The sequence below is a fragment of the Vibrio penaeicida genome (genome assembly GCF_030689305.1).
Classification (GTDB): domain Bacteria; phylum Pseudomonadota; class Gammaproteobacteria; order Enterobacterales; family Vibrionaceae; genus Vibrio; species Vibrio penaeicida_B.
Genome location: NZ_JAUYVM010000025.1, coordinates 19,799 through 46,382, shown reverse-complemented (window position 1 = coordinate 46,382; position 26,584 = coordinate 19,799). Strand labels below are relative to the sequence as shown.

The 26,584-nt window shown below is 44.3% G+C and carries 16 protein-coding genes; 6 read left to right on the top strand and 10 right to left on the bottom strand.

Annotated elements, in window-relative coordinates; translation table 11 throughout:
• Positions 1 to 123 precede the first annotated feature (123 nt).
• The 3 genes from Q8W40_RS25645 to Q8W40_RS25635 all read right to left on the bottom strand — a co-directional run bounded on the left by Q8W40_RS25645 (position 124) and on the right by Q8W40_RS25635 (position 2,329).
• Positions 124 to 960, bottom strand: a complete 837-nt coding sequence (locus Q8W40_RS25645) for an alpha/beta fold hydrolase (protein WP_305401315.1) — start codon at positions 958 to 960, stop codon at positions 124 to 126.
• Between the two features lie 110 nt (positions 961 to 1,070).
• Positions 1,071 to 1,547, bottom strand: a complete 477-nt coding sequence (locus Q8W40_RS25640) for a DM13 domain-containing protein (RefSeq protein WP_370693433.1) — start codon at positions 1,545 to 1,547, stop codon at positions 1,071 to 1,073.
• Positions 1,548 to 1,567: 20 nt separating this feature from the next.
• On the bottom strand, positions 1,568 to 2,329 hold the full coding sequence (locus Q8W40_RS25635; protein ID WP_126608943.1) for a 1-acylglycerol-3-phosphate O-acyltransferase: 762 nt from the start codon (positions 2,327 to 2,329) through the stop codon (positions 1,568 to 1,570).
• A gap of 315 nt (positions 2,330 to 2,644) precedes the next feature.
• Between Q8W40_RS25635 and Q8W40_RS25630 the strand changes: the two genes are divergently transcribed.
• Both Q8W40_RS25630 and Q8W40_RS25625 read left to right on the top strand, forming a co-directional pair.
• The gene (locus tag Q8W40_RS25630; RefSeq protein WP_305401313.1) at positions 2,645 to 4,738 is read left to right on the top strand and encodes a hypothetical protein; all 2,094 of its coding nucleotides are present in this window, start codon (positions 2,645 to 2,647) and stop codon (positions 4,736 to 4,738) included.
• A gap of 449 nt (positions 4,739 to 5,187) precedes the next feature.
• On the top strand, positions 5,188 to 6,003 hold the full coding sequence (locus tag Q8W40_RS25625; protein WP_305401311.1) for a LysR family transcriptional regulator: 816 nt from the start codon (positions 5,188 to 5,190) through the stop codon (positions 6,001 to 6,003).
• Between the two features lie 19 nt (positions 6,004 to 6,022).
• On the opposite strand, the gene Q8W40_RS25620 is transcribed toward Q8W40_RS25625, so the two are convergent.
• Complete coding sequence (locus tag Q8W40_RS25620) at positions 6,023 to 6,439, bottom strand: VOC family protein (protein ID WP_305401310.1); 417 nt, start codon at positions 6,437 to 6,439, stop codon at positions 6,023 to 6,025.
• Between the two features lie 355 nt (positions 6,440 to 6,794).
• On the opposite strand from Q8W40_RS25620, the gene Q8W40_RS25615 reads away from it, so the two are divergent.
• The 4 genes from Q8W40_RS25615 to Q8W40_RS25600 all read left to right on the top strand — a co-directional run bounded on the left by Q8W40_RS25615 (position 6,795) and on the right by Q8W40_RS25600 (position 9,792).
• Complete coding sequence (locus Q8W40_RS25615) at positions 6,795 to 7,103, top strand: ribbon-helix-helix domain-containing protein (RefSeq protein ID WP_101110932.1); 309 nt, start codon at positions 6,795 to 6,797, stop codon at positions 7,101 to 7,103.
• Positions 7,104 to 7,277: 174 nt separating this feature from the next.
• On the top strand, positions 7,278 to 7,673 hold the full coding sequence (locus tag Q8W40_RS25610) for a VOC family protein (protein WP_305401308.1): 396 nt from the start codon (positions 7,278 to 7,280) through the stop codon (positions 7,671 to 7,673).
• Between the two features lie 24 nt (positions 7,674 to 7,697).
• Positions 7,698 to 8,228: a hypothetical protein gene (locus Q8W40_RS25605; protein ID WP_305401306.1), complete on the top strand. Its 531-nt coding sequence runs from the start codon at positions 7,698 to 7,700 to the stop codon at positions 8,226 to 8,228.
• On the top strand, positions 8,221 to 9,792 hold the full coding sequence (locus Q8W40_RS25600; protein WP_305401304.1) for a GMC family oxidoreductase: 1,572 nt from the start codon (positions 8,221 to 8,223) through the stop codon (positions 9,790 to 9,792). The genes Q8W40_RS25605 and Q8W40_RS25600 overlap by 8 nt, the downstream gene beginning before the upstream one ends.
• A 94-nt stretch (positions 9,793 to 9,886) precedes the next feature.
• On the opposite strand, the gene Q8W40_RS25595 is transcribed toward Q8W40_RS25600, so the two are convergent.
• From Q8W40_RS25595 to Q8W40_RS25570, 6 genes are read right to left on the bottom strand one after another with little or no spacing between them, the layout of a single operon-like run.
• On the bottom strand, positions 9,887 to 10,753 hold the full coding sequence (locus tag Q8W40_RS25595) for a hypothetical protein (RefSeq protein ID WP_305401302.1): 867 nt from the start codon (positions 10,751 to 10,753) through the stop codon (positions 9,887 to 9,889).
• Between the two features lie 12 nt (positions 10,754 to 10,765).
• Entirely contained in the window at positions 10,766 to 11,416 is a 651-nt protein-coding gene (locus Q8W40_RS25590; protein ID WP_305401301.1) for a polysaccharide deacetylase family protein, read from the bottom strand.
• 13 nt (positions 11,417 to 11,429) lie between these two features.
• On the bottom strand, positions 11,430 to 12,755 hold the full coding sequence (locus Q8W40_RS25585; protein WP_305401299.1) for an MFS transporter: 1,326 nt from the start codon (positions 12,753 to 12,755) through the stop codon (positions 11,430 to 11,432).
• A gap of 15 nt (positions 12,756 to 12,770) precedes the next feature.
• Positions 12,771 to 13,640, bottom strand: coding sequence for a glycosyltransferase (locus Q8W40_RS25580; RefSeq protein ID WP_305401297.1), 870 nt, complete (start codon positions 13,638 to 13,640; stop codon positions 12,771 to 12,773).
• Positions 13,641 to 13,653: 13 nt separating this feature from the next.
• A complete protein-coding gene (locus Q8W40_RS25575) occupies positions 13,654 to 18,390 on the bottom strand; it encodes a non-ribosomal peptide synthetase (RefSeq protein ID WP_305401296.1) in 4,737 nt (1,578 codons plus the stop codon).
• A gap of 2 nt (positions 18,391 to 18,392) precedes the next feature.
• Positions 18,393 to 26,504 (bottom strand): non-ribosomal peptide synthetase, encoded by an 8,112-nt coding sequence (locus Q8W40_RS25570; protein WP_305401294.1) that lies wholly within the window; start codon positions 26,502 to 26,504, stop codon positions 18,393 to 18,395.
• Positions 26,505 to 26,584 lie beyond the last annotated feature (80 nt).

Sequence of the window (26,584 nt, the reverse complement as noted above, 5' to 3'; positions counted from 1 at the left end):
ATACGCGATCTTCAAAGTTTTATAAAAGAACTGCAATCAGACACTCACCCAAACATGTAATTGATAATTAACATAATTTCCGAGACCTTCAGCAAAGAAAATGCCGTGGGTATAGTTTCTAATCTATAGTTCTTGGTTTTTCTTTGATGCGCTCACAATGAACTTTTCGACCTCGGCGTAGAAAAGCGATGGATCATTTTGCACCCAGTGATTCGCGCCTTTAAACGAAACATTGTTTAAGGTTTGTATAAAGTTAAGGGCTCGCTCGCACCCCTCTAGGCTCTGGGTTCCCCAAAAATAAGTAGTGGGTATTGATAGGTTTTCGAATATTTGCCCCCAACTTACAACACCACGGCTATCCTGAGTATCATGTTGAGCATAGATCTCACTCGCCGTTTCTCCCAACACTAATGGGTCACAACGCCTAAGCGAGGACAAATACTTAACCCCAGCACCATGATGCCATTTAAGGGTAAACCGTTTTGCGAACCCTTCACCTTTCACCCACTCAGAGAATTCCGCTTTTGTTAATCCCGAATACTGTTCCGCAATGATTTGAGAAAGAATGATGCTCTCTTCATGAAGCCCGCCTTCGGCATTAATGAACCCCTCAACGATACGATTCGTATCAAACTGGCAGACCAGCGTGGAAATGTCGCCTCCCCATGAATGCCCGAGTAGGTAGCATTTATCAATGCCCATTTGATCTAACGCTTTTAGAATACGTTTTGCTTGCGTTTCCGTGGAATGGGAAGAGCAAGAAGCAGGTGAATAGCCATAGCCACACATGTCAAACATGATTAGGTTGTAATTGGGCAGCCAATCAATGGCATCAGCGAAGCATTGATGAGACTCACCTAAACCATGAATAAGGACGAGTGTTTTTTGAGATTCTACCTTTTGCGTGGATAAGCAATACAGGCTATCCCCATCAATTTGTAACCATTTTTCGACTAACACTTATTTTCGTGCTCCCTTTTGATATTGCTTAATCTTAACCAATCCAAAGCCTATTGAAACAAAAAAAAGTGCGCGATAAGCACACTTTTATAAAATATTTATGGGATAAATTATTGGTATTTTGCTGCTGTAATAAATTGCCCAAAAGACTCACACCAAACTATCACGCTATTAAAGTTTTCTGGCTTGATGCCTTCTGGTACTTCGACAACGAAGTTCTCAAAAGTTTTCACGTCTCCCACTTGAACCATTTGCGATTTTATCCGATTGAAATCCGATTCCGTCTCTACAAATTCTGGCGAAAGATAGAGCTTGTAGTCCGGTCCTGGAGCAAGTTCTCCTTCCAGAGTGATAAATTCAGAACCGATAGAAACGGTTCCTTCCCCCCAATGAAGTGCATCACTGTCTTTGAGTTCTTTTTTAAATTGGGCAGTAAACAGTGTTTCAAGGGATTTCTCTTCAATCACAGCTGTACTTGGGGCTGGTGGCGCAGTAAGAATAGGAAGCGCATAGATACCGGCACCAAAACCCAACGCCCCGACAACTCCGTGAGTAGCAATAAGTAGGGCCAACGTACGTATTTTCATTATATTCACCTGAGTAAAGATTAAACCTGTGGTTTTGAACTAAGCTGATTATTGCTAGACGCCTCTAAGCGCTCTACCTCTTTGTTGAGTTCTGCAATTTTTTCACTCATTAGCTTATGACATCTATCCGCCAGTTTTCTTGCATCTGCTAGCTGATAATCCGACACATCAATGGGTTCCAGCATTTCAGTAATCACAATGCCATTGTTGATGCGATTGAGTGAAAACTTGTTATGAGCATTACTGACACACATTGGCGTAATAGGCACACCCGCTTCGATTGCTGTGCGAAACGCTCCTGTTTTAAAAGGCAACAAACCACGCCCTTTGCTTCGGGTTCCTTCTGGGTAAATCCACACAGACAAGTCACGTTGATGAATCGCTTCCGCTACTTGCTTAATTGTGTTTCGGGCTTTGGACTTATCTTCACGATTAATTAAGATATTGCCGGTAATCCAGTAAAGCTGACCAAAGAATGGAAGCCACAACAAATCCCGTTTTCCCAAAGTCACCGTTCTTGGGCGCAACATGCCGGGCGAAGTGACAAAATCAAACACGTTCTGATGATTGGAAATATAGACACTATTATCAGGTGTTGGTGCATTCTCCAACCCACGCTGTACCAGCTTTATGCCAAAGAGCTTATGAAGCTGATTAAACCAACGGCAAAATGTATAAACATGCTTAGGGTTTCTGGGGTTAAAAGCGCAGTATAGGCAGGCACATATAGTAATAACGACCAAAAACACCCCAACTAACAGTAATCGTAGAACAGCAAGCAAAACTCTCTCCTTATCGAGTATGGCGGCTAAAACCGCACTAATTCAGATTGTTATACTCAAGCTAACCCAATATGAAAAGTTCGGTAACCGTTAATTGAGTGCAGAGTTAGAGTTTTCACTCAATCTCAATGAAATGCAACTTCTGCTCAGCCATCCTCTTTATGCCTAAGTAACCTCATTGATTGCAAAAATCGCCTCAAAAGGTCAACAGACCCTAATTACGATCATATTAATACCCAACATATTATTCTCCGCCTACTTCTACTCTAACAACCTCTAATTATTAACAAATCCTCGGATAGGGAAACTCGGCTTATGTTAAACAAAGCAGTATTTACACTGGCAGCGACCGTTCTGCTTAGTGCATGCGGTGGTGGCGGTTCTTCCACCAACAACCCCGTACAAAAACCCACGCCCACACCAACAAGTAAAACGATAACCGTTATCGACGGCTACCTCAGTAATGCCGCTGTGTGTATTGATAGAAATAAAAATGGTCGATGTGATACTGGCGAGCAACTAAGCACAACGACGGATGCGTCTGGAAAGATAACCATTGATAAGGCTGATTTTGCCTACCCAATCATTGCACAAGTGATTGCCGGTCAAACTCAGGACTCAGACACTCCAGGTTACCTAAGCCATTCCTATGAAATGATTGCTGGCGCAGGTGAGGAGACAGTTACACCATTTACGACGTTAGCAAAAATCCACAAAATGGATATGTCGGCGTTAGCTGCAAGCTTAAACCTTCCTTTAGATGCTTTCACCGGAGATTATGTCGCTAAAAAGACGTCGAACAACGACTCCGCCAAAGCGCATTTGTTTGCACGCGCCATCACTCAACAATTTAGTGAAAACCTTTCCGATGCGGATGCCAACGAACTGCTCACAATGTCTGGCAAGTTGACGGCAGAAATAGCAAAGCTTGTTAACGAAGGTAAAGATCTGGATAGCGTGGATCTGGACTTCGATTCTGATGGTAAGGTCAAAAGAAAAGACAAATACCAAGGCTTAACGAAATATCTCGAATCTGGAAAGTTTTGGGTATCAACACTCAACAACAATGATTACCTGCTGCAAACAGCGAATTTTGCAGATGGCAAAATGAATGGCTCTCTATTTGGCGCAACAGACAAACCTTATGAAATAGCGGGTAAGTCTTTAACGTTCACTGACTCAAATACGTCTATGGACTTCTTCTATGTCACGCCAGAATTTGCATTAAGCTTTTCTTCCATCAACCATTTACCTCTGATTTGGAGTAAGCAAGATTTCGTTTCCGGTGCTAAAGCTGATGTAAAGGCATCGGATTTAATAGGTAAACGCTGGTACCACATCCGCGATATCATCGACGTTGACCAACACGCACAACTTCAATTGGTTGAACTTCACTTTAAAGATGCTCAAACCGTTTCAGTGAAGCCCTATAAGGAAGAAGCGTTTGATGCAAGTTGGACGTTTACAGAAGGCACGCATAGTAATGGTGCAGCGAAACAAACAATAGCGATCTCCTTTACTAACAATGCGCAGCACGACAGCTTGAATAGAGAGGCTGCACTCACACTCGTCACCCAGCTCCAAAGTAAAGGGGTTATTCTTGTCGACAACACTTCAAGTCAGTTGAACTCGGATAATCTGCTTATAAAAAGTAAAAAGTTTGCATACTTTATCTATGAAGAATGGGCACGAAACACTGCTCAACCTATTTCAAATTTGCATGCTTATCTTACAAAAAGACCAATGTATATCAGTGAATTTCGTAATAGCGCGGGCAGTCATTTCGACACCATTTTCTTTAGCTCTGAGAACAAACTTTCAACCAGTTATTGTGGCGGGTCTTCTGGGTGTAAAAATACCCCGTACACAATTGCAAACCAAACTCTCGATTTTGACCAATATCAGTTTGAATTTATCGATACGAATACAACCTACTTGTTAAGCTTCGATAAAAACGATGAGCTAGCCATTTGGACTAATCAGCATTTTTGGAGAACATCCAAAAATATCGATGATTCGTTTGTTAGGGGAAATACTTTCTATCACCTTCGAGATATTACTTCTTCCACCCAACATGCTATCCCTGTTTTAACCACACTAGCGTTTGGCGACGATAACACCGTCACCGTTACTCCAGAGGGCGAAACAGGGTTTACGGCAACATGGGAAGTCAAAGATTGGAAAGATCACAATCAAAAAGAGTACCGCATAATTGACATTGTTTTCCCTGAAGGAGAAAAGGATAGACCGAGTTTGCGCAAAGAAAACGGAATGAGACTAGAGGTTTACTTCTCAACACCTAACCTGTCTTTAGCCGACAACCACGCAAGCATCGCTATGAATCGGGATAACATGCTCTTCTCTAACGAAACTCTAGCGAGATCAATTTATACTCGTTGGAAAAAGTAAATGCTTTGAGAATGTCTTCATTTATAAAGGCTGCGTTTTGCAGCCTTTTCTTTGGTTTTTTCTAACTTTAAACAAGCTAACTTCCTATTCCAATACGATCTTAGTCTCCCAACACGCGTAACTACCCACTCTACAAATCGAGATAAACCGCAGATCACCCTATAAAATTGGCAAATATCGGTTGAGCCATAAAATTCATAGAAACCATTTTCCTCCTTCAACGTCGATCTCTTTCTATTCTTTGAATTTGATACGTGGTAGCTATTAGGTTTACAGAACTTTGTTGTTTTCATTCTTTCCCTCTCCTCGGTCTGATTTGCTAAATCATCTCCAAAAGATTCTGTTTTGATCGATAAACGAACCAAGTAGAGCATCACTCTTCCTTGACTCAATACCAGAATACGGTTCATCATCTTTTTATCAATGGAGTGAAATGAAAGGCTCTTTTCATGAATAAAAAGAATGTTGACTGGAATGATTTACAATTATTCCTTGCTGTGGCTCGCGAAGGCGGGCTTTCTGCTGCCGTAAAATCCACTCAGCGTAGCGCGGCAACGTTAGGAAGAAGAATGTATGCCCTAGAGCGGGGAATTGGGAAAGAACTGTTTATTCGACACGATAGAGGTTACGAGCTTCTAGCCGATGGTAGAGAGTTGCTTGAAGAACTCACCAACATTGAAGCAAAGATCCTTAACCTAACCACTCCCGCTTCCCAGCAAGCAGATAGACCTCTTGTCAAAATATCCGCAGGGACTTGGACAACCTTATTCCTTATAGAAAACCTCAATTCGCTGTCAGAAGTATTGCCAGATATTCGCCTACGATTTGTCTCTACCGAAAAAACGTTAAATATCACTCACCGAGAGGTGGTTATTGGGATCCGCAATACTCGACCAACAGAGGAAACGTTAGCTTGTAGGAAACTAAAACGGGTAGACTTTGCACCCTACGCGACGCATTCCGCACAAGATACTTGGATCAAAGTGCAGGCAGATGTTCCGTCAGCTCGATGGCTTGAACGCCATGCAAGCGATGACGTAATTTGCGAGGTAAATGAACCAAGAAACAGCCTTGATTTGGCACTAGCAGGGAAAGGCATAGCCTTACTCCCTACGTTTATTGGTGATGCTCAACCTTCACTCGTTCGAGCCGGAGCCATCATTGATGAGTTAGGACACGATCAATGGCTAGTCACTCACCAAGATGATCGCTATCTTCCTGAAGTCCGTGGTTTGATCGACAGGCTGTGCCAATTTTTGGTGTAACCTTGAATTCAGCGGTCTTTTAACGCTGCGCCATCGGATGATCGGGATTCATTTGAAGCAAATCCCAAAGGTTTCCGTACAAATCTTCAAATACGGCGACGGTGCCATAATCTTGTTCGCTGGGTTCACGCACAAAATGAATGCCTTTTTCTTTCATGCTATTGAAGTCTCGCCAAAAATCATCGGTGCGTAAAAACAAAAATACCCTACCGCCTGCTTGGTTTCCAATAAACGGTCTTTGCTCAGGCTTTGATGCTTTCGCCAGTAATAATGCTACGCCATCGGACCCCGGAGGAGATACCACAACCCAACGTTTATCCTGTTCTGGTTGGTAGGTATCTTCTACTAATTCGAAGTTGAGTTTATTGATATAGAAGTCGAGCGCGTCATCGTAATCATCAACGACGAGAGCAATATGGATGATACTTTGTTTCATGTGACAGCCCCTGATATTAATTGGCTACATGTTATCAAACCGTATTCGAGAACAAAGAGAATATTAGGACTAACCAGAATTCCATTCAGTCATGAACGAGCTAATTTGAATCAATTATGAGACTTAAGGTGACTCTTCATCCCATAACGTCATCGCCACATACGATTGAAGTAGTGTTTACGCTCTATTTTTCAGTGGATTAACAACCAACGGACTTTGGTTTCGGCTTTTAAGGTAGTGGTTGTAATTGCACCATTATTGAACAAATATTAAAAAACCTACCTTCTGGGGCTTTTTTATTTGGCTCTAGTTGATGATCCAATTTCTCGAATGCTGGTATGAGATGGAGGAACCCATGTGCTATATATTTGCTGGTCAATCGCCAGAGAATTACCAATTTGTCTCGCGCTCTGTTCGCTTAGGTGGTCATTCCACCAGCGTTCGGCTTGAGTCCAAGTTTTGGACGGTTATTGATGAAATAGCCACAGTTCAACATATGACAACAGGTCAGTTTCTTTCATTACTTTATGATGAAGCCACCGACTTACATGGCGACATATCCAATTTTGCCTCATTGCTCCGATGCTCCTGCGTTATGTACCTTTCTCAGCCAGAAAAAGTACTCAAAACCGCCAAGCAACAACTTCACGCTCAGGCTCATTGATCGAGTGAAGCTCTATACTCAGCTACTTGATACTGCGCCCCTAATATCGGTATAGGTACGAGCACACGCCAATAAAGTTACATTTTTTTAACATGTGGTAGCATACTACCACCACCACTCAGTGGTTCACGTTTATATTGATTTAAAAATCAATAACAGCAAAGTGAGCCACAAATGACAAAAACCATTCACACCATGATTCGAATACTTAACTTGGATCGCTCCATTCAATTTTACTCGACCGCCCTTGGGTTAGAACTCGCGGATCAATATGAATTTGACGGGTTTACCTTAACCTATTTGCACGATCCAAATTCCGGATTTGAAGTCGAACTGACCCTGAATCACGGTCGAGACTCTCCCTATGAACATGGCGATGCCTATGGCCACTTAGCGGTATGCATCGACAATATCGAGCAAACTCATCACTCGTTAACTGAAGCGGGTTTTACCCCTACTCCCGTTAAGTCGATGCAACATAACAACAAAACCATGGCGACGTTCTTTTTCTTAACCGATCCCGACGGTTACAAAATTGAATTTTTGCAAAAACATGGTCGATTCCAATAACGGATTACACTGGAGGTCGTAAGGATGAACGATCAAAACCTAAGTAGAAGAAAGTTTCTAAAACTCTCTTCAGTTAGTGCAGCAATAGCGCTAACACTCAGCCTTTCTGGATATTCGCTTGCTGGGCAAAAATGGCAAATGAAGGTCTCGAAACTCAATACCGAAGAAGCCAACTTACTATTGGCATTATGTCGACGTATCTACCCTCACCCGCACCTTGCTGATTTCTTTTATGGCGCGTGTGTGGAAAGCCTCGACGGGCAATTGTCTGGCGACAGCCTTGCCTCCTTTAAACAAGGATTGTCGACGCTCAATAAGAGTGGATTTTCTACGATGTCCGTAACGGCTCAAGACGCCGTTTTAAACAAGCTTTCCTCTGAACCTTTTTTTCAAACAGTGCGAGGCAACATGGTGGTTTCTTTGTACAACAACCCAAAAATTTGGGCGAAGTTTGGCTATGAGGGACCTTCCTTTTCAAAAGGAGGATATTTGCATCGCGGTTTTGATGACATTGATTGGCTGCCAATGGAAAACAAGGAGGTGTCCAATGGCTAAATTTGAACTTGCTGACAGCAGCGTCGTAGTCGTGATTGGGTCCGGCGCAGGCGGGGGGACGCTCGCCAATGAGCTGTGTCAAAAAGGAGTAAAGGTGGTGTGTTTGGAAGCTGGCACGCACTTAAATTACGCCAAAGACTTTAAAAACGATGAATGGCACATGTTTGGCAAAGAAGCGTGGTTGGATAAAAGAACCACCTCTGGCACATGGGAAGTTGCACGTGATTTCCCAAACTTACCCGCTTGGATTTGCAAAACCGTTGGCGGCTCAACCCTCCATTGGGCAGGCGCCAGTTTAAGAATTCAAGAACACGAGTTTAAGGCTCTCACTCACTACGGCGAAGTGAAAGACGCGGCGTTACTCGATTGGCCAATCACCCTTGCCGAACTCGAACCTTACTACGACAAAGCCGAAGACAAAATGGGGGTCACGCGCACTCACGATATACCTGGCTTGCCGGGGAACAATAACTACAAAGTCATGGAAGCGGGTGCCCGTAAACTCGGCTATAAGCAAGTGCATACGGGTAGAATGGCGATTAACTCTCAGCCTCGTGATGGTCGCCCTGGCTGCATGCAACTTGGGTTCTGTTTTCAAGGGTGCCGCATGTCGGCTAAATGGTCGACACTGTATACAGAAATCCCTAAAGCAGAAGCCACAGGGAATTTCGAACTGCGCTCAAGCAGCACAGTGCTAAAAGTCACCCATAACGATAAAGGGCTCGTAGACGGTGTGCTCTATGCAGATAAAGACGGTAACCAACAGCACCAAAAAGCTCGAATCGTCTGTATTGCAGGTAACTCCATTGAGAGCCCAAGAATATTACTCAACTCCGCTTCTAACATGTTCCCAGATGGTTTAGCGAACAGCTCCGGTGAAGTCGGCCGAAACTACATGCGCCACATGACAGGATCGGTTTATGCGGAGTTCAGTAAGCCCGTTAACATGTACCGAGGCACCACCATGGCAGGAATCATTCAAGACGAATCGATTCACGATCCTAGCCGAGGGTTTGTGGGTGGATTTGAGATGGAAACCTTGTCTCTTGGCTTGCCCTTCATGGCCGCTTTCCTTAAACCCGGAGCATGGGGTACCGATTTTGCCAACTCAATGGAGCAATATGAACACATGGCAGGCATGTGGTTAGTCGGTGAAGACATGCCACGTTCCTCGAATCGAGTCTCATTGAATTCTGATGAATTGGACGCTAACGGTTTGCCCATACCTAACGTTCATTACGACGATCACCCCAATGATGTGGCGATGCGAGAGTACGCTTACGAAAAAGGCGAACAAGTGTATGAAGCCGTCGGGGCAATCAAAACCCATCGCGTTGTGCCTTATCCTTCCACTCATAACTTAGGGACTAACCGAATGAGTGAGAAAGCGAAAGATGGTGTGGTTAACCGTTGGGGGCAAACCCACGATATCAAAAACCTCTTTGTATCGGACGGTAGTCAGTTCACCACAGGTGCGGCGGAAAACCCGACGCTCACCATCGTGGCACTCGCCATAAGGCAAGCGGATTACATTGCAGAGCAATTGGCAACGAAAGGTCTCTAAAGCCCCTAACCTAGGCTATTTCGCCTTTTAGCCAGAAAGAACCTTAAGTGCTATAAAGTGCGATACATTCAGTACCGCACTTTTCGCTTAAGCCTTACATGCCCATTTTGGTTATTTCAGAGTAAAGTGATATGAAAGGGACGGACAATGGGCCTTCACCAAACCTAACCACTAGGTTGGGTTCCTTCATCGCAAGTTGTTTCGTTGGATCCAATAGTACATTAGGCGTATCTACAACATCCAAAATAACGCCCTTCACATCATAAGAAGAAACAAGCTTGGACGATATTTTATCCGCCCACCTACTAAAGAAATCCACATCTGAGTAAAACAATACTTCTACATACTGCTCCTCCTGCAAGGTGCGCTCTGTCAGTAAAAGCAGGCATTCACTCTGTTCGCACTCAACAAGCACAAAAAAACACGCTTCTTGAGAATGCTCGTCAAACAAACCTGTCCACTGGCTATCTATTCGTTGTTGTATTTGATCAAGGTCGCTAACAACAGTAACCGTGGAGGGATCCTGAGAGCTTTCTGAAAGCACCTGATACTTATCGGAATGAACGCTGGCACCCAGCGTCTTTATCGATACTTTCTCTGTAACAGGACTAGGCGTAAGACAGGTAAACAGAGCTGTTTTAAGCGTTTTCAATGCTCTAAATAGCCTTAAGCTCTGCGTTCTGTATTCGGGTAGAACGGTCATCGTAGACATGTTATTCACTTCCGTCTCGATACCTTGAATTTCCCGAAAAGAGCGAACCATGCCGAGAAAACCCACCCATTTATCCCCCACTTTAAGCCCAAGACCAATGTAAGGATCCTCAAACTTTTCAGGTTTTGTCAGCGTAAAGGTTCTCACATATCGTTCCCATGGAACGTAACCTAAGTTTGGCGGCATGAATAAATGTTTAAGGTCGGGTAAATCTTCTGTATACGCTTTTACCAACTCGACATTGCTCATATTTTTTCCTATTTAACCCAAATTCATTGGAACAATTGGGATCTGTTTCTTCTTACATAACCTTATTAACGCAACTAGTGACTTGAGAGTAGAAAACGGCGAACCGCCTATCACGCCATCGTGAAATAGAGTCAATTGATGGAGGTCACGTTGCTGTTCAAAATGCGCCTGTATTTGTTTTGAATTGAATTCCCAGTCAAAGGAATCGAGCGACCAAAGCACCGTTTGGAATCCTTCCGCTTTCAATACTTCGACATATTCGGGGGCGATCTCGCCATTCGGTGGACGATAGATTTTCTTATACGGAAGGTTGTGCTCACGCATTACGTCATCAAATCGATGTAAAGATCGCTGAAAAGCATCTGGCGTTATATCCGTAATAATGGTGTGATCATAACCGTGCACGCACAATTCATGCTCTTCTTCTAACAAACATCTTGCGATTTCAGGGTTTTGTTGCACCTTCGTCGCCAAAACAAAAAAGCTGGCAGAAATGTTTTCGCGTTTGAACAATTTGATCATGGCGTGAGCGTATGGATTAGGTCCATCATCAATCGAAATAGATAAGCCTTTAGGCTTCGGGGTATTGAGTAATATCTCCGAGCCTAAAAGTGCTTTAATGTGCTCAAAATGATGTAGTCTAGAAATGCTTTTGCAGATCATTGTCTATCCCCATTTATGAAAGCGAACTGGCTTCAGTTGAAATGAACTTTCCATCATTCCTATACGCAGAAAGCTTCCACCAAACTAAAATAGCAATGGAAAACACCACGGCAATTCCACCAACAGCGGCATACATTAGCCCTAGCTCTCGCCCTTTCTGATCACCGAACCATGTTGGTAGAAGATCACCAGATTGACTCAAATACGACAGTATTGGCGCAAAGACACCGTCGGCTAAGCCCCCACCAACTAAGGTCGCAACCGGGAAAACGGTCATGTACATTGCACCTTGCAGTGCAAAGAAACGGCCTCGAATGGATTCTTTGATTCTCTGTTGCCAGAATGTGCGGTCGCATACGCTCATTAACGGTGAAATGAACATCATGACAAACACCGTAATGTACATAAGGGGTAAATGAGTGGTAATGCCGGCCAGTATGATCAAAATACCGCTGACAATATTGATTGAGAACATCCACAAAACGAGGCGTTTAGGCGTTTTCGCTGACAAAATTACTGCTCCGACTAACGCACCTACCGCGCCTACAGACATTAATACACCAATACTTTCCACCGTGAAGCTGGCCAGTAACATAGGTGCCATCAGCCCAGTGACCAGCGATGTGATGAAATTTGCCGCCAACAAATACGTCAGCACCATAAAGAGGAACGGTGACGCTTTAAGCTCGTTCAAAACCGGCATCACGTTATCGCTAAATCGCCAAGACGCGGAATCACCGTCTGCTTTTTTAACGGGTTCACACACTTCTTTAGGCAGCCTCACCAAGAGCAAGCTCAATACCGCCACCAGCAGGGTTAACAAGTCAATCAACATGACGCCGGCTAAACCAACGACGGACAACAAACTTGTCGCAAGTAAAGCCGAAACAACTCTCGACCCAGCATCAATAATGGTAAAGCGCGCATTGGCTTTTCCTATTAATTCGCTCCCCACCAGTTTAGGAATCAACACCGTAAATGTGGTTCTTTGCAAAAGGCTCGGAACTGAACTAAACACCGCCATGATGTATACATGCCACATTTCTAGAACATCGAAATACGCTAAAAGCAGCATAACAACGGTAAAGACACCCGCGAGTAGATCGGACACTATCGCCAGTTTTTTCAGGTTAAAGCGGTCGACAATACCGCCTATCCATGGCGAAAGAATGGCGCTTGGCAAGAAAAACCAGACAAGCCCTAAAGCAAATGCCGTCGTCGACTGACCATTCTGTGCCATCCAAACCAACAAGGCGAAACTGGTCGTTGCGGTACCTAGTTGGCTGACCAGTTGCCCAAACCAAATGATATGGAAAGCTTTACCTAATTTTTTGTTCAAGACAGCTTCCATCAGTTAGACCGCTTCCGCTTCTCTTAATGTCATTTTAAATATGGCTTCCCATCCATGCTCCGAAAGTAAACTCACGTCTGGCTGTTTATACTTATTTACGATGTATTTGATGTTTTCCATTGAAGAGGCTTTATTGCTTTCACCACACCGGTAATGGGGTTTGTGTATCGCGTGTAACGACTTCAACACCGTAAACTGGCAACCATGTTCAAATAACCGAATAGCCATATCGACATCTTCGCCACCCCAGCTTCTAAAGGCTTCATCACAGCCTCCGATTTGCTTGAGCGTCTGAGTGGAACAAGACACATGCCCTCCCCAGCACATCACCCAGGGGGCGCGTGTTTTCGACAGGTCGAAATCGATTTCTTGGCAAGTGTCATATCGGCAATCATACAAATTCTTGCGTTGAGACAGCTCGCTAAACAACTCGGTACGATCAAGTGTATTGATAAGTTGAGTAAGTTCTTTGGCGTTCTCGGTTGAATACTCTTCCACGCCATACGACAGCCCAATCAACACGGAATCGGGTTGGTCTTTATGCGCCATTAAGTGTTTTTCTACCAAATCTTCGGTAGCGATCATTCCGCAGTCAAAAAACAAAACCAGAGGGTATTTGGCATGTTCGAGCCCAAGGTTTCTTGCCGCAGCTAATCGAAAGCCATCATCCTCTTGGTAGTAATAGTGAATATCTAACAGAGAAGAAAAATCTTGTACGACTTCTTTTGTGTTATCCGATGAGCCATCGTCGGCAATAATGACTTCATATAAATCCGTGCTTACCGTTTGATCAACCAGACAATCCAGTGTTTCGCGGAGCAGGTCTTGAGCGTTATATGTCGGTATTATGATACTTAATTTTGAATGTTCCATTTCATAGTTTCCGTTAGTCGATTTTGGCAGATTGGATGGTCTCTTCTGCGGTATGAACCGACAGCAAAGTGGAGACAACTTCATTGATATAGTGGTGGAATGTGGTGTTCATTTTCTCTACATATTCACGTGTAAACTGGGTTGGGGAGTAGCCCCAGTGCATATGTAGACGATCACCAACAGGGTAGGTTTTGATGAGTGGTGGTGTGTCTTTGTACATCACATCATCAAGGTAACCTTGGGATTCTTGTGCCAGTTTCATTAGCTTTCTGAATTCGGGCTCATCGCCTTTGATGGAGTTGCTTGGTATGTAGCCAAATTCAAAATGAAAACGAGGGATCTCAGCCATCGTTTGACGAATTTCCTGATCCTCACACATGTATTTTAGAGCGCTAAATGACAGCCCAACATCGTTCAATTTTTCGAGTGTCTCAGCCACATTTTTGACTGCATTTTGAAGGGTTTGAGCCTCCGTTAGATCGAACATCAAATTGTAATAGTTTGGCAACCAAGCCAATGTTCTGGTCAAATCCAAATGGCGAGCACCTGAAATAGAGCGCCCATTATTCATAAAGACCAAAAAGACAGCGTCGCTGCCACTGAACGAACCATAGGTTTTCACCATGGCTGTAATTAGAATGACATCGTGAGCGTACCCAGAAAGCGTACTTGCCGTATTGAGATTGGTCGTTTCTTCTACGCTCAGCTGGCTCAAAAGTAATTCCGGTGCCAGCACCTCAGGAACCTCTTCTGGCAACGATAAATTAGGGTCTTCCGATAGAGGTAGACACTTTTCCCAAGACAAATTTTTCCAATATGGGAAATAGTCTTTTGCTTTACCTTGAGCATACTCATATTGCCACCGACTCCATTCCGCCACAGACAGCGTTTTTTCAGGCAATGTAATGGGCTTACCTTGTCTGGCTGACTCATACCCTTGATAGAGGTCGTCCATAAAAAACATGTAACAATATGGGTCTATCAATAATCTATGCATAACGAGCAGCAGTCGTTGTCCTCGTTCTCGCCCAAGATCAAACAGCACGGCTTTAAAAAGGCACTCTTCAATATGCAGAGACACTTGGTAGCCTTGGCAGGTTTCTGCTAGTGCTTGCGGTAATGCTTCCTCATCGACATCGGAAAGATCTTCTGTAAACCACCAAGGGGCTAATTTGGAAAATGGCTGAACTTTTTGCTGACGCTCCCCCGATTCATCTGAAATCAATACCCTTCTCATGCCATCATGATGTTTTAGAATTTGAGCAATAGATTGATTCAAATACTCGCCTTCTATCGATACTTCAAAATCAATAAGGGCAGACGAGTTACAGTGGTTAACGTTGTACCGATTGAGTAACCAATGATGGTTGGCAAGCAACGGAAAGGTTTCTTCCACTTCCTGAGTGTCTTCCACCGCTATTGAGCTATGCGGTTTGATAATCGAAGCCAGCGCTGAAGGAGTGGCATTTTGATAAATTTGCTCCGCAGTCACGACCCAATTTTGGCGTTTAAGATAAGACGCCAAACTCAGTACTGAAAGGGAGTGCCCACCAAGCATAAAGAAATCATCAAAGATACTGATGTCTTCCACTTGAAGCACTTTTGAAAAGGCTTCTATAACCACACTTTCTTGTGGAGTACGAGGTAACCCAATGTCTGTTCTTAGCTTTCTAGACTTCGCTCTCTCTTGCAAAAACGATTTATCGACTTTGCCGTTCTGAGTTAAAGGTAACGTGTCTACGACTTCAACCGTAGGCACCATATAGCTAGGGAACCAAGCAGTCAGTTGCGATAGCAGATCCCGAGATAAATCCGTGTGATTTTGTTCATCATTTTTTGCTGTTACAAAAGCGAACAACCGTTGCTGCCCCCCTTCTCCAACTATTGCAATCGCGACACTTGCCACTAAACCAGAGGCGGTTATTCTGTGCGTCAGCTCCCCAAACTCAATTCGATACCCATGCAATTGAACTTGGTCGTCAGCGCGTCGTACAAACTCCAATTCGCCTTCAAAGTTCATGCGTACTAAGTCACCAGTGCGATACAGCCTATCCGACCTTAATTGCTCAAAAGGATTAGCAATAAACTTATTTTTTGTCTGTTCTGGCTGATTCAAATACCCACGCGATACACCATTCCCACCTAGGAATAGCTCACCGAGAACACCAACTGGCGCTAATTGATTCCCTTTAACCACGCACAATTCAACGCCTTTAACTGGCGTGCCAATCGGAGGGCTTTGCGTTTCGGTGCCTTGTACTAGATAACGCGTTGCAACAACCGAGTTTTCACTTGGTCCATAGGCGTTCACCACTTGTACATTGTCTGAGAAAGGGAACGATACAGAGTGCAGTGCTTCACCTGCCGTGATGATGTAACGAAGGTCAGGCATATCACAATAGTCAGACTCCGAAGCAATGGCTTCCATCAATGCAGTAGGAATGAAACTGTGCGAAATACTAAGCTCGCGCATCTTTTGTAATAAAGCATTTGGGCAACGCTTGGCGTCTTCGTCAATAATGGCAACACACGCACCAGACAATAAGAAAGCCCATACTTCGCCAACCGACGCATCAAATGCAATAGAAGCCATTTGAGTCGTCACCGATTGCTCGGAAATATCAAAGTCCAACATTTGCCACTGGCTAACTTGCAATAGCCCAATGTCTTTCACTAACACGCCTTTTGGCATACCAGTGGAACCAGAGGTGTAAATCACATAGGCAAGGGAATCGAGCGACCTATCTTCTGCTGGTAATATTACCGACTCATCAGAGGCCAACTGCTCCCAAAAATGGGGGTTTAGAGAAATCGTATCGCCCAAAAATGCCAAGTGTATGAGCTCATTCGATATCACTATCGACGCCTCACAATCCGATAATATGAATTCAAGGCGCGAAGTCGGGCATTTGGAATCGATCGGTAAAAACGCGGCTCCAGCTTTTAGAATCGCTAACTCGGATACAAATACGTCCATACCACGGGGAAGGAAAACAGGGATAATGGATTCTGGCTTGGCGCCAAGTCGCTTTAAATGACTGGCTAATAAATCCGTTTTCTCGTCGAGTTCTCTGTAGGTCAGCGTATGCCCATTTTCTTGCAGCGCAACATGGCTAGGAAAACGTGAAACGACCTCTTTCCACACCTCAAGAACAGGCCTATGTTCATTTGGATCTTGCCAGTGGCTCAATACCGACGGCTTAAGATCTGTCCCTTTAAACCAATCAAAACACTCTACTGGCGTGCTTAACTGATGGGAGAATGATTGAGCAAGTAACGAGTAACGCTCCATAAAATCGGCGATAAAGCGAGGATCAAACTTGTTGCTGTCGTACTCGAAATTCACGGTCATATCAGCGCCACTGTCTTTCACACTGACCGTGAGATCAAACTTTCTCTTTTGCTCACAAGGATCCATTAATTTCATCGGAATATCAGCAATGTAAACATTACTTGGACCAACTGAGTCCAGCAAAAACATGATTTGGAATAGTGGATTTTGAGAAGCATTTCTAACGGGGTTAATCTCATCAACGATGTAATCGAATGGCACGTCTTGATGATCTTGCGCATTCCTCACCACTTGAATGGCTTTCAGTAACGTTTTCTCCACTGAGTCTGTCGGCGAGACTTGTAATCGCAATACCAAGGTATTGACACAAAATCCAACCAGATCCATTAATTCAGGTCGATTACGCCCTGCAACAGCTGTCCCCATCAACACATCATTTGATTCACTGCTTGCACTTGTAGCAATAGCAAACAATCCGTACATCAACTCGAACAAGCTGCAATTTAATCGGGCAGCCGTCATCCTTAAAGAGTGACTCAACTCCGCACTAAAAGGGGCATTAACGACACTCGCAACCTGTTTGTTGTTGGCATGAATTGGAGGGTTGCCCTGCTCTGTACGAAAAAGATTAACGGGAAGCGAATGCGTTGCTGGGGCGTCTTTTAATGTCTCTTTCCAGAAAGAAAGTTGGCTGCCGTAGGCGCCAGACTGGTATAACTCTTTTTGCCACGATGCGTAATCGAAGTAATCAGGTTTGTTTGTTTTGTTGGTAACCTGGATATTTCCTGACTCGTATCTCTCGATAATCTCGTTGATTAATATCTCCATAGACCAACCATCTGCTGCGATGTGGTGGATATTAATAACCAATACACTGACGCTATTTGGCAACTTTAGATATGCCGCTCTGAGCATGCAGTCTTGGCTCAGATCAAACGGAGTGCAAGCATCAGACAAACGGTATTCATACACCGCTTTTTCGGCTTGGTGTTCTGGCACATCAGAAAGATCAACGATATTGAGTGTAAACGCAGGGCGCTCCACTAGAAATTGCGCCTCTTCTTGCTCGGAATAGACGGTTTTGAGCATCGGGTGGTTATGGATAAGCGCTTCAAATGTTGCTTCGAGCTTTTGCTCATCTAATCGACCTGAAACTTGGTATGCACACGGCATATTGTAGTGTTCGTTGCTGCCTTCAATTTTATCGATCGTCCACAAGCGTTTTTGGGAAAACGACAACGGGAACGTTTCTGGTTCAATTTTTCTCGGTAAGATCGGCTTTTTTAGCAAATCTTGGTGCTGGAACCAACTGAGAATTTCCGCCTTATTCTCTTTTATTTGGTGTCCAATTTCGGTGGTTATCAACCCGCTTGCTGCGCGGCTTTTTAATTTGCCGTCTTCCACATACAAGTGGATGTGTTTGTCTTTGAGTTGATTAATTAACTGGGTAATGTTCACGTTTACCACTCCATCTCTTCCGTTGAGTCGTCTTTTGTTTGGCTACTGTAGTTAGCCTCTTCAATGGCTACAGCCATTTGAACAATCGTGTTGTTTTCATAGGCAAAGGATGTCGACATCGACATTCCATACCTCACTTCAATTTCATTTATTAACTTGATCAAAAGCAGGGAATGCCCACCCACGCTGAAGAAACTTTCGTCCGTACTGATCTGTTCAGGGGTCAGAGATAAAAGCTCGGACCATAGAGACAAAAGACTGGTTTCTATTTCGTTGGTCGGTAATTGAATAGCTGTGGCTTTAACTCCCATGTCTGGACAGGGGAGCTGGCTTTTATCGAGCTTGCCCGATGCCGTAAAAGGTAGATATTCCAGTGCAATGACATGGTTAGGCCGCATATAGGACGGCAATTCATTTTCTGTTACGGATTTTATCTCGTCGAGCGAAGCAGCATTAAGATCCTGTCTGCCAGATAACACAATGTAAGCCACCAACTGATAAGCCCCATGGTGCGCTTCGTAGGTCACAGCACAAGCTCGTACTGATTCGACTCGGCTAACTGCGGATTCTATTTCGGTAAGTTCAACGCGCTGCCCTCGAATTTTGACTTGATGATCATCACGGCCGTGGAATTCGATGGTTCCATCACCCAAAACACGCACTAAATCTCCGCTTCGGTAGTAGGTAAAGCCGTCTTCCCATTCGAAAAACCGTTGGTTAGTCAGTTCTGGTCGGTTTAAGTATCCTTTTGCTAAACCGATTCCAGATATACAAAGCTCACCTATCGCTCCGGGAATAACAGGTTGATCATAATCGTCCAACACACGGGCTTGCATGTTTGGCACGATGTTTCCAATGCTATAAATCGACGTGTTTGGGTCATATTCTTGAGTGAAACAGCAAATACTGCATTCTGTTGGTCCATAAGCCACAAAGTAGCGGCAGAACGGTAACCAACGCTCAATTAAGGCTTTCGACGTCACTTCTCCCCCAACAATTAATGATTCCAAAGCCATGTCTTTATGAGGCTCTATAACATCTAACGCTGTTGGTACAATCGATAAGTGCGTGATTTTATGTGTTATCAACGTTTGGCTTAGTGGCTTGCCCGGTACTAGGGCATCTTTGCCAACGATATGCAGCGACGCACCAGAGCATAACGCCTGCCAAACCTCAGAAATCGACACATCGAACCCTAGAGGAACATTTTGCAATACCCGAGCGTCGTCATGAAGGTGATACTCCGAAACCAGTGAGCGGATGGTATTGGCTAAACCACCATGCCCAACCAATACACCTTTCGGTTTTCCTGTCGAGCCGGAAGTATAGATCGCGTAGGCAGAAGTTTCTGCGCTTAGCGTATTCGGCGTAAAATCCAACACCTTCATGGCAGAGAGTTGAGGCAAACTGATGAATTTTGTCTTAACGCCTTTCGCAGATATGTTGTTGGCTGAAAATTGGATCTGCCACTGAGCGCGGCTTTCTTCAATAATGACGGCTTGCCGCTCCGCAGGGGTAGACTCTTCCACGGGTAGATATACCGCCCCAATCTTAAACAAGGCCAGCTGAGCGATCACTGTCAGCGGGTCTCGCTGAACATGAACAACCACCATGTCACCCGCCTTCATACCATCCGCACTAAGTACATTTGCCAAGGTATCGGAAAGCTCATTCAACCGAATGTAACTTATTGAACATAATTGATTATCGATTTCATAATTCAAAGCAACGGCTTGCCCTCTCAGCCTGACTTGCTCTTTAAAGTCACACAAAACTGTTTGGCTCGGCGCCTTAGAAATGTTCAATTCTGGTGCATTGAGGTGCTTTGATTGTGGGTGCTGTCCAATTAGGCTTCCTTCTACTAAAGGGAGGTCATGCAGTGGAATGGTTTCTTGCTTTTGGCTGACCATTAACGCCATCATTTCCAGCATATTCACCCAACTCTGCGCTAGACGTACCATGCTCGATTGAGTAAACAACGCTTTTTGGTAGGTAAAGTGACCGTGGCAATGCTGCTCGTCTTCAACTAAGTTAACGATAAGATCCAACACACTGTGTTGCTCTGCCATCGCCTCTGTCATCAGTTCAAAAGGCGACTCTTTTGAAGCATGGTTTACAGAATTCATGCTGAACAACACTTGAAAGATAGGGCTATAAGATCGGCTTCTAACGGGGTTACATGCTTCCACCACCTTATCGAAAGGCACACTTTGATACTGCTGTACCAGCGAAGCGTTGCTTCGTATTTGCGCCCAAAAATCGTTTAATGTTTGTTCGCGACTGCAGTCTGTACGAACGGCAATCGTGTTTGCAAAAAAGCCAATGACATCATTTAAGGCTTCGGATTCTCGATTCGCAACAGGGATACCTAACACCACATCCGTAACGCCCGCGTACATTGATAGCGTGAGTGACAACGTTCCATGAGTAAGCATATGCAAAGTCAAATCGTGCATCGCCGCTGCTTCTCGTAGCTTCGCAAGTAACTGAGGATTGATCTCAATTGGCACCGATTCTGCGCTAAAACATGAGTTGTTTGGCCGAGCGAGATCCAGTGGCAAATGAAGCAAGTCAGGAATGCCTTTTAAGTGCTGCTTCCAAAACGTTAGCCCTGCCTCTTCTGCAGGCTGACTAATGAGCTCAACCCACTGTGCATAATCAAAGTAGTCCTTGTCTTTCGACAGGTGTTTATATTGGGCGAGCAGTGAGATGTCTTCGAGCAATACCGCTGCACTCGCACCATCAAATATCAAATGTGAAAGCGTCAAAATCCAAATATTATTGGCTTCCGAAGTCTCTAAAACCTTTACTTTCAACCCGATTTGTTTGGTGAGATCAAACTCCGTCTCTTTTTCACTCAAGCACATGGCGTTGAGATCTTTCGGCAGAACGGTCGATACACTCTCCCAATCCAACTCTAAAGAAACAGAACTTATTGCCTTCTGGAACCACTCCCCTTTTTCTTGATAGAACTGTGTTCTTAAAGCGGGGTTCGCCATCACGAGCTGGTTAAATAGGGATTCGACTGCCTTACGATTGAGGCATTGAGGATCGCGAATAACCAATTGCTGGTTATACTCTTTCAGCCCGCCTTCTAGCTTCCAAACAAACCACAATTTTTCTTGCTGCGAAGTTAAAGGGATCGGCAATTGAATATTTCGTTTAGGTATTATCGAACCCGCTAAAGCCGATTCCGACCTATCTTCCAAAAACCTCGATAGTTTTTCGACTGAGCTGTTTTGGAAAAAGTCTCGCAAAGATAAGTCTTTCTTGTATTCCCGAGCGATTCGATTCACCAACCGAACGGCTTGCAAAGAATGCCCACCTAAGCTGAAAAAAGGATCAATAATGCTGAAGTTGCTCGGGCTCATTTCTAATATTTCTACCCAGATGGCTTTCATTTGAATCAACGCTGGGGTTAGCTCGCCCTCTTCGGCTGTGCTTAAAAGTGCCTCTTTCGGATCAGGCAATTTAGCAATGTCCAATTTCCCATTGGTGGTCAGTGGAAACGACGGTACTGAAATAATCGAATGAGGCAGCATATAGCTGGGTAACTGCTCACTCAGTTCGGCATGAAGAGACGGTATGATGAGTGATTCATTTGCTTCTGAATTCGAGAGCACCACATAAGCGATAAGCTGCTTGTCGTGCGCAGTACGGGGCTGAGCGATAACACGAGCCTCAGACACATGGGGCAAATTCAGTAGTGTGGATTCCACCCCTGATAATTCAATGCGGTAGCCGCGAATTTTGACCTGGGTATCTTGCCGCCCTATGTATTCAAGCGCGCCACAGCTAGATTGGCGAACCAAATCGCCTGTTCTGTAGAGGCGTTGACCCGCATAGTCATGATGTTGAAAACGCGCCTGTGTTTCTTCATCACGTTGATGATACCCTTTTGCTAAACAATCCCCACCGACCCAAAGCTCACCAGTCTCGCCCTTTGAACAAGGCAGCCCCGAGGCGTTTAGAACAAACAGCGAAGAATGAGATAACGGGCTTCCAATTGGTGGGAATTCACCATCGCTATTGGTGTTTACTCGATAAGTCGTGACTACATGCGTTTCGGTTGGCCCGTAGTGGTTCCACAGTTGGCAACCATCTAATTTCAAAAACATCCGACGTATCGCTGGGGTTAAAATCAATGCTTCCCCCGCAACAATGACCTCTTTTAATGAGAGTCGGTCATTCAAGTCGTCATGTTGTTCCGCGAGCACGGCGAGCACAGCCGGAGGACAGAATAGTCGCTCGATGTTTTTCTCGGCCAAACACTGAGCAAATGTATTAAGTTCGTCTTTCTCTGATTGCTCAATCAGAACCAATGGGCTCAATGTTTTCCAGCTTGTCGCCAATTCCTGAATCGATACGTCAAATCCTATTGGCGTGAATTGCAGCGTTCTCAAGCTTTCATTTATCCCATCTTCGAGGCTTTGGTGCTCAACCAAATTCCAAATGGTTCGATGTGTTTGAACCACACCTTTAGGTTTACCGGTCGAACCCGATGTGTAGATAAGGGAAAGAGGATCATCATCGAAACGTTCTACAGGATGAAGACGTTGAGTGTCACCATGGTGTATGGCGGTATCCACATTCACTTGAGAAATTGCCGACGGTGCCCATTTTTTTTGGATTCCATCAGTAATCAGAATGCGTATATCTGCGTCTTCTGCAATAGTAACTAAACGTGCATCTGGGTGGCTTTCTTCAAAGGGAACATAAACACCCCCCGCTTTGATAACGCCCAAAATCGCGATAATAAGCTCAAACGACCTTGGTAATGCAATACCAACGTGCTGGTCTTTTTCTACCCCAGCATTTTGTAACCAAGCACCGAGTTGATTGGAGTAAAGATCAAGCTCTGCATAGCTCATACTGGCAGAATTGAACTCCAGAGCCACCGAATTAGGAGATTGCTTTACTGCGTCAGAAAAGAGCGTAAACAGGTTCTGCGTTTGAGTGTGAGGTTGTTTTTTTGGTAGCGCTTTCCATTCTGATAAAGGTGCAAATGGCAATGCGTGTAGCTCTGAGTTTTGATTTTCCGTGAAGCCTTTAAGCAGCGTACAGACCCCATCCACCAATTGCTGTGCCGTGTCTTCTCTGAATAGTTTGCTGTCGTACTCCAAATCCAGTGATATCTGCCCATCATTCATTTTCATGATTCTTAGGTGCAAATCGTATTTTGCCCCTTGGGTCAGATAGTGTTGCGGTACGAATATGGCATCTTCGGTTTCGAGCATCGTCAGCTGGTCTTCCACACTGAGCATCACTTGAAACAACGGATTAAAAGACGGATTGGTCGAGTAATCTAGCTCCTCCATCACACATTCAAATGGGTAGTTTTGATGCTTTAAGGCATCGAGATTACGCTGTTTGATTTGTTCACAATAGGCGTCCACGCGCATTCGCGGGTTGTATTCTGTTCTTAAAAGAATAAGGTTTGATAAATACCCAACCACTTGTGAAAAGTCCGAATTCGTGCGCCCACCAGCAGGTACACCTATCACTATCTCTTCCGCCTGACTCAAACGGCTCAACAAAAGAGAAAATGCAGCATGCACCGTCATAAACAAAGTCATGCCACGCGTTGAAGACCATTGCTCAATATCGCTGACAAGAGAAGGTTGCAACGAAACTGAAGCTTGGTTCCCTTCGAATGTTCGAATGGTTGGTCGCGGGTAATCCAATGGGATTTGATGAACCGTAGGCAGCGAAGCCAGCGCTGTTTTCCAGTACTGTCTGGACGGTTCCAGCAACCCTTTCTTAACCCATTTTCTTTGGCTAAGGGCAAATTCTTGAAAACCAAATTTGGGCTTAATAGGGGCTAATTCTGCTTTGGTGTAAAGTGCGACAAGCTCTTTATACACAAGCTCCATCGACCAACCGTCTGCAATAATATGAGGGACAGACAACAGAAGCACTGCGCTGTCCGCGCTCTGTTGTATCGCGCTCACCCTAAGAAGCGGTCCAGCTTCTAAGTCAAACACATGGGTCTGCTCTCTATCGATAATGGTTTGTAGATCATCCGAAGTGCTGAGGAATTCGAAAGATTGCCGTAACGGCGTGGGAACAAGGTTACCCGCACTATTGAGCATAAAGCCAGTTTGAAACACATCAAACTTGGTGACCAAAAGCTCGAGGGCCACTTCTAATTGGATCATATCCAATGACCCGCCAACATCTATTGGAAGTAAAATGTTGTAGCTCTGAGATTGACCCGATTGATTCAAAAACCAAAAGCTGGATTGCGCGAACGACACCTGATCTTCGGAAACCGTTTGGCCCGAGGAAATAAATACGGGTAACTGAGCAATGGGGTTTGAAGAAGAATCAATATGGGTCGCCAAATCTTTGAGGGTTGAGTGCAGGAATATTGATTCGAGACTGATGCTTTTATCGAATTCCATTTGTATTTTATCGAGCAACTTGACCGCTAGAATGGATTCCCCGCCAATACTAAAAAACGAGCTGTCACGACCAATTTTGTCTTCACTCAAGTCCAGCAGGCTCGCCCAAATTGTACGAAGCTTGTGCTCAGTTTCTGTCACCACAACCTGCATAGACTCGTTAGGTACAAAATGATGGGTTACTAGTGCTTTCTTATCCACTTTGCCGTTCTGATTTAAAGGAAAGTCGGATACCTCTACTAAGCTCTCTGGCACCATATAGTTTGGTAACTGCTCCTCAAGAATGGCGCGAACGTTATTTAAATCTCGCTTCAGGGAAGTTTGTTTTATAAACGCACTTAATCCAAAGGATTCTTCCTTACCCCCATACACCACTACCGCTTGGCTAATCGAATTTATCGACGTCAGCGCTTGTTCAATTTCGCCTAGCTCAACTCGAAACCCTCGAATTTGTACTTGATCATCTTTACGACCATGAAAAACGAGGTTTCCATCAGGATCTTTACTCACCCTATCGCCTGTGCAGTACATAGGTTGCCCATCTTCTGCGTTCGAAAAGCGACCCATGGTTTGCTCGTCAGCATTAATGTAGCCAAGAGCAATCCCCGCTCCTTTTACCCAAAGTTCCCCTTGTTCTCCATCTGTACACGTATTTTGATTGTCATCGAGAATAAGGCATTGGGTATTGAGAACTGGTTTTCCTATCGGTGGACACTGCCCAGACGCGTACGTAGCAACTTTAAACGTAGTGGCAACATGGGTTTCAGTCGGTCCATAATGGTTCCACAATTCACACGATGGGTGTGCAGATAGGAACTGGCACATATTGACCGACATCTGCAAAGCTTCACCTGCCACAATCACTTGCTTTAGTTCGGGTATTAACTTATTGAATGCCACTACGTGGTCAGCTACCCAGCCAAAAACGGCTGGGGGCAAAAACACTCTTTCTACATTTTGCTGAATAATGATGTCCGGTAGCTGAGATAGATCCTTTTTCTGCTCATCACTCATCATGACCAGTGTTGAACCCGTCGCCCAAGCGGTGGTCATTTCTTGTATGGAAACGTCGAAGGTTGCAGGCGTAAATTGAAGCGTTCGGTAAGGCTGCGTTATTTGATCTTGCTGAATCTGTGAACACACTAGATTAACTAACGTTCTGTGAGTTTGTATTACCCCTTTGGGTACACCTGTCGATCCAGAGGTATACAGAAGGTAAGCCGCTGTCTTATCTGGTAATTCTAGATTTAAATTATGAATACCTAAATGCGGATCACCGATAATATTTTGTATAATTTCTGTCGAATCAAACGGAAAGGAAGTCTCTCCTTCATAGTGACCGCTATATAAACAAAAAGCCGCTTTACTAGAATTCAATATATAGTGATTTCGAGCTCTAGGTATCCCTTGATTTATCGGAAGGTAGCAATGTCCAGACTTCAAACAACCCAATATTGAATATATTAACTCTTCAGATCGCTCTACCATTATGGCAATCACGCTGCCTTTGGGTAAGTTCATTAAATTGATATAGTGCGCGATTTTATTTGCTCGCGCGTTCAGCTCAAAATACGTTGTTTTTTTTCCATTAAACTCAATGGCTACACAATCCTTTGAAGTTTCCACTTTTTCTTCCAAGAAATCATGTATTAAGACAGGGGCACTGAACTTGCCTAAGGGTTCTGGTTTACTTAAAGCCTGAGTTTCCATCTACTATCCCTAGAATTTTAGGTGCAATAACCCTATGCATTTATTCCAATCACTGAATGGCGAAATGCATAAAGATATAG

Bases quoted from the DNA above. Each gene is read 5' to 3' on its own strand.
- Q8W40_RS25640 (WP_370693433.1), bottom strand. From the start codon at position 1,547: ATGAAAATACGTACGTTGGCCCTACTTATTGCTACTCACGGAGTTGTC.
- Q8W40_RS25630 (WP_305401313.1), top strand. From the start codon at position 2,645: ATGTTAAACAAAGCAGTATTTACACTGGCAGCGACCGTTCTGCTTAGT.
- Q8W40_RS25625 (WP_305401311.1), top strand. From the start codon at position 5,188: ATGAATAAAAAGAATGTTGACTGGAATGATTTACAATTATTCCTTGCT.
- Q8W40_RS25620 (WP_305401310.1), bottom strand. From the start codon at position 6,439: ATGAAACAAAGTATCATCCATATTGCTCTCGTCGTTGATGATTACGAT.
- Q8W40_RS25615 (WP_101110932.1), top strand. From the start codon at position 6,795: ATGTGCTATATATTTGCTGGTCAATCGCCAGAGAATTACCAATTTGTC.
- Q8W40_RS25610 (WP_305401308.1), top strand. From the start codon at position 7,278: ATGACAAAAACCATTCACACCATGATTCGAATACTTAACTTGGATCGC.
- Q8W40_RS25605 (WP_305401306.1), top strand. From the start codon at position 7,698: ATGAACGATCAAAACCTAAGTAGAAGAAAGTTTCTAAAACTCTCTTCA.
- Q8W40_RS25600 (WP_305401304.1), top strand. From the start codon at position 8,221: ATGGCTAAATTTGAACTTGCTGACAGCAGCGTCGTAGTCGTGATTGGG.
- Q8W40_RS25595 (WP_305401302.1), bottom strand. From the start codon at position 10,753: ATGAGCAATGTCGAGTTGGTAAAAGCGTATACAGAAGATTTACCCGAC.
- Q8W40_RS25590 (WP_305401301.1), bottom strand. From the start codon at position 11,416: ATGATCTGCAAAAGCATTTCTAGACTACATCATTTTGAGCACATTAAA.
- Q8W40_RS25580 (WP_305401297.1), bottom strand. From the start codon at position 13,640: ATGGAACATTCAAAATTAAGTATCATAATACCGACATATAACGCTCAA.
- Q8W40_RS25570 (WP_305401294.1), bottom strand. From the start codon at position 26,504: ATGGAAACTCAGGCTTTAAGTAAACCAGAACCCTTAGGCAAGTTCAGT.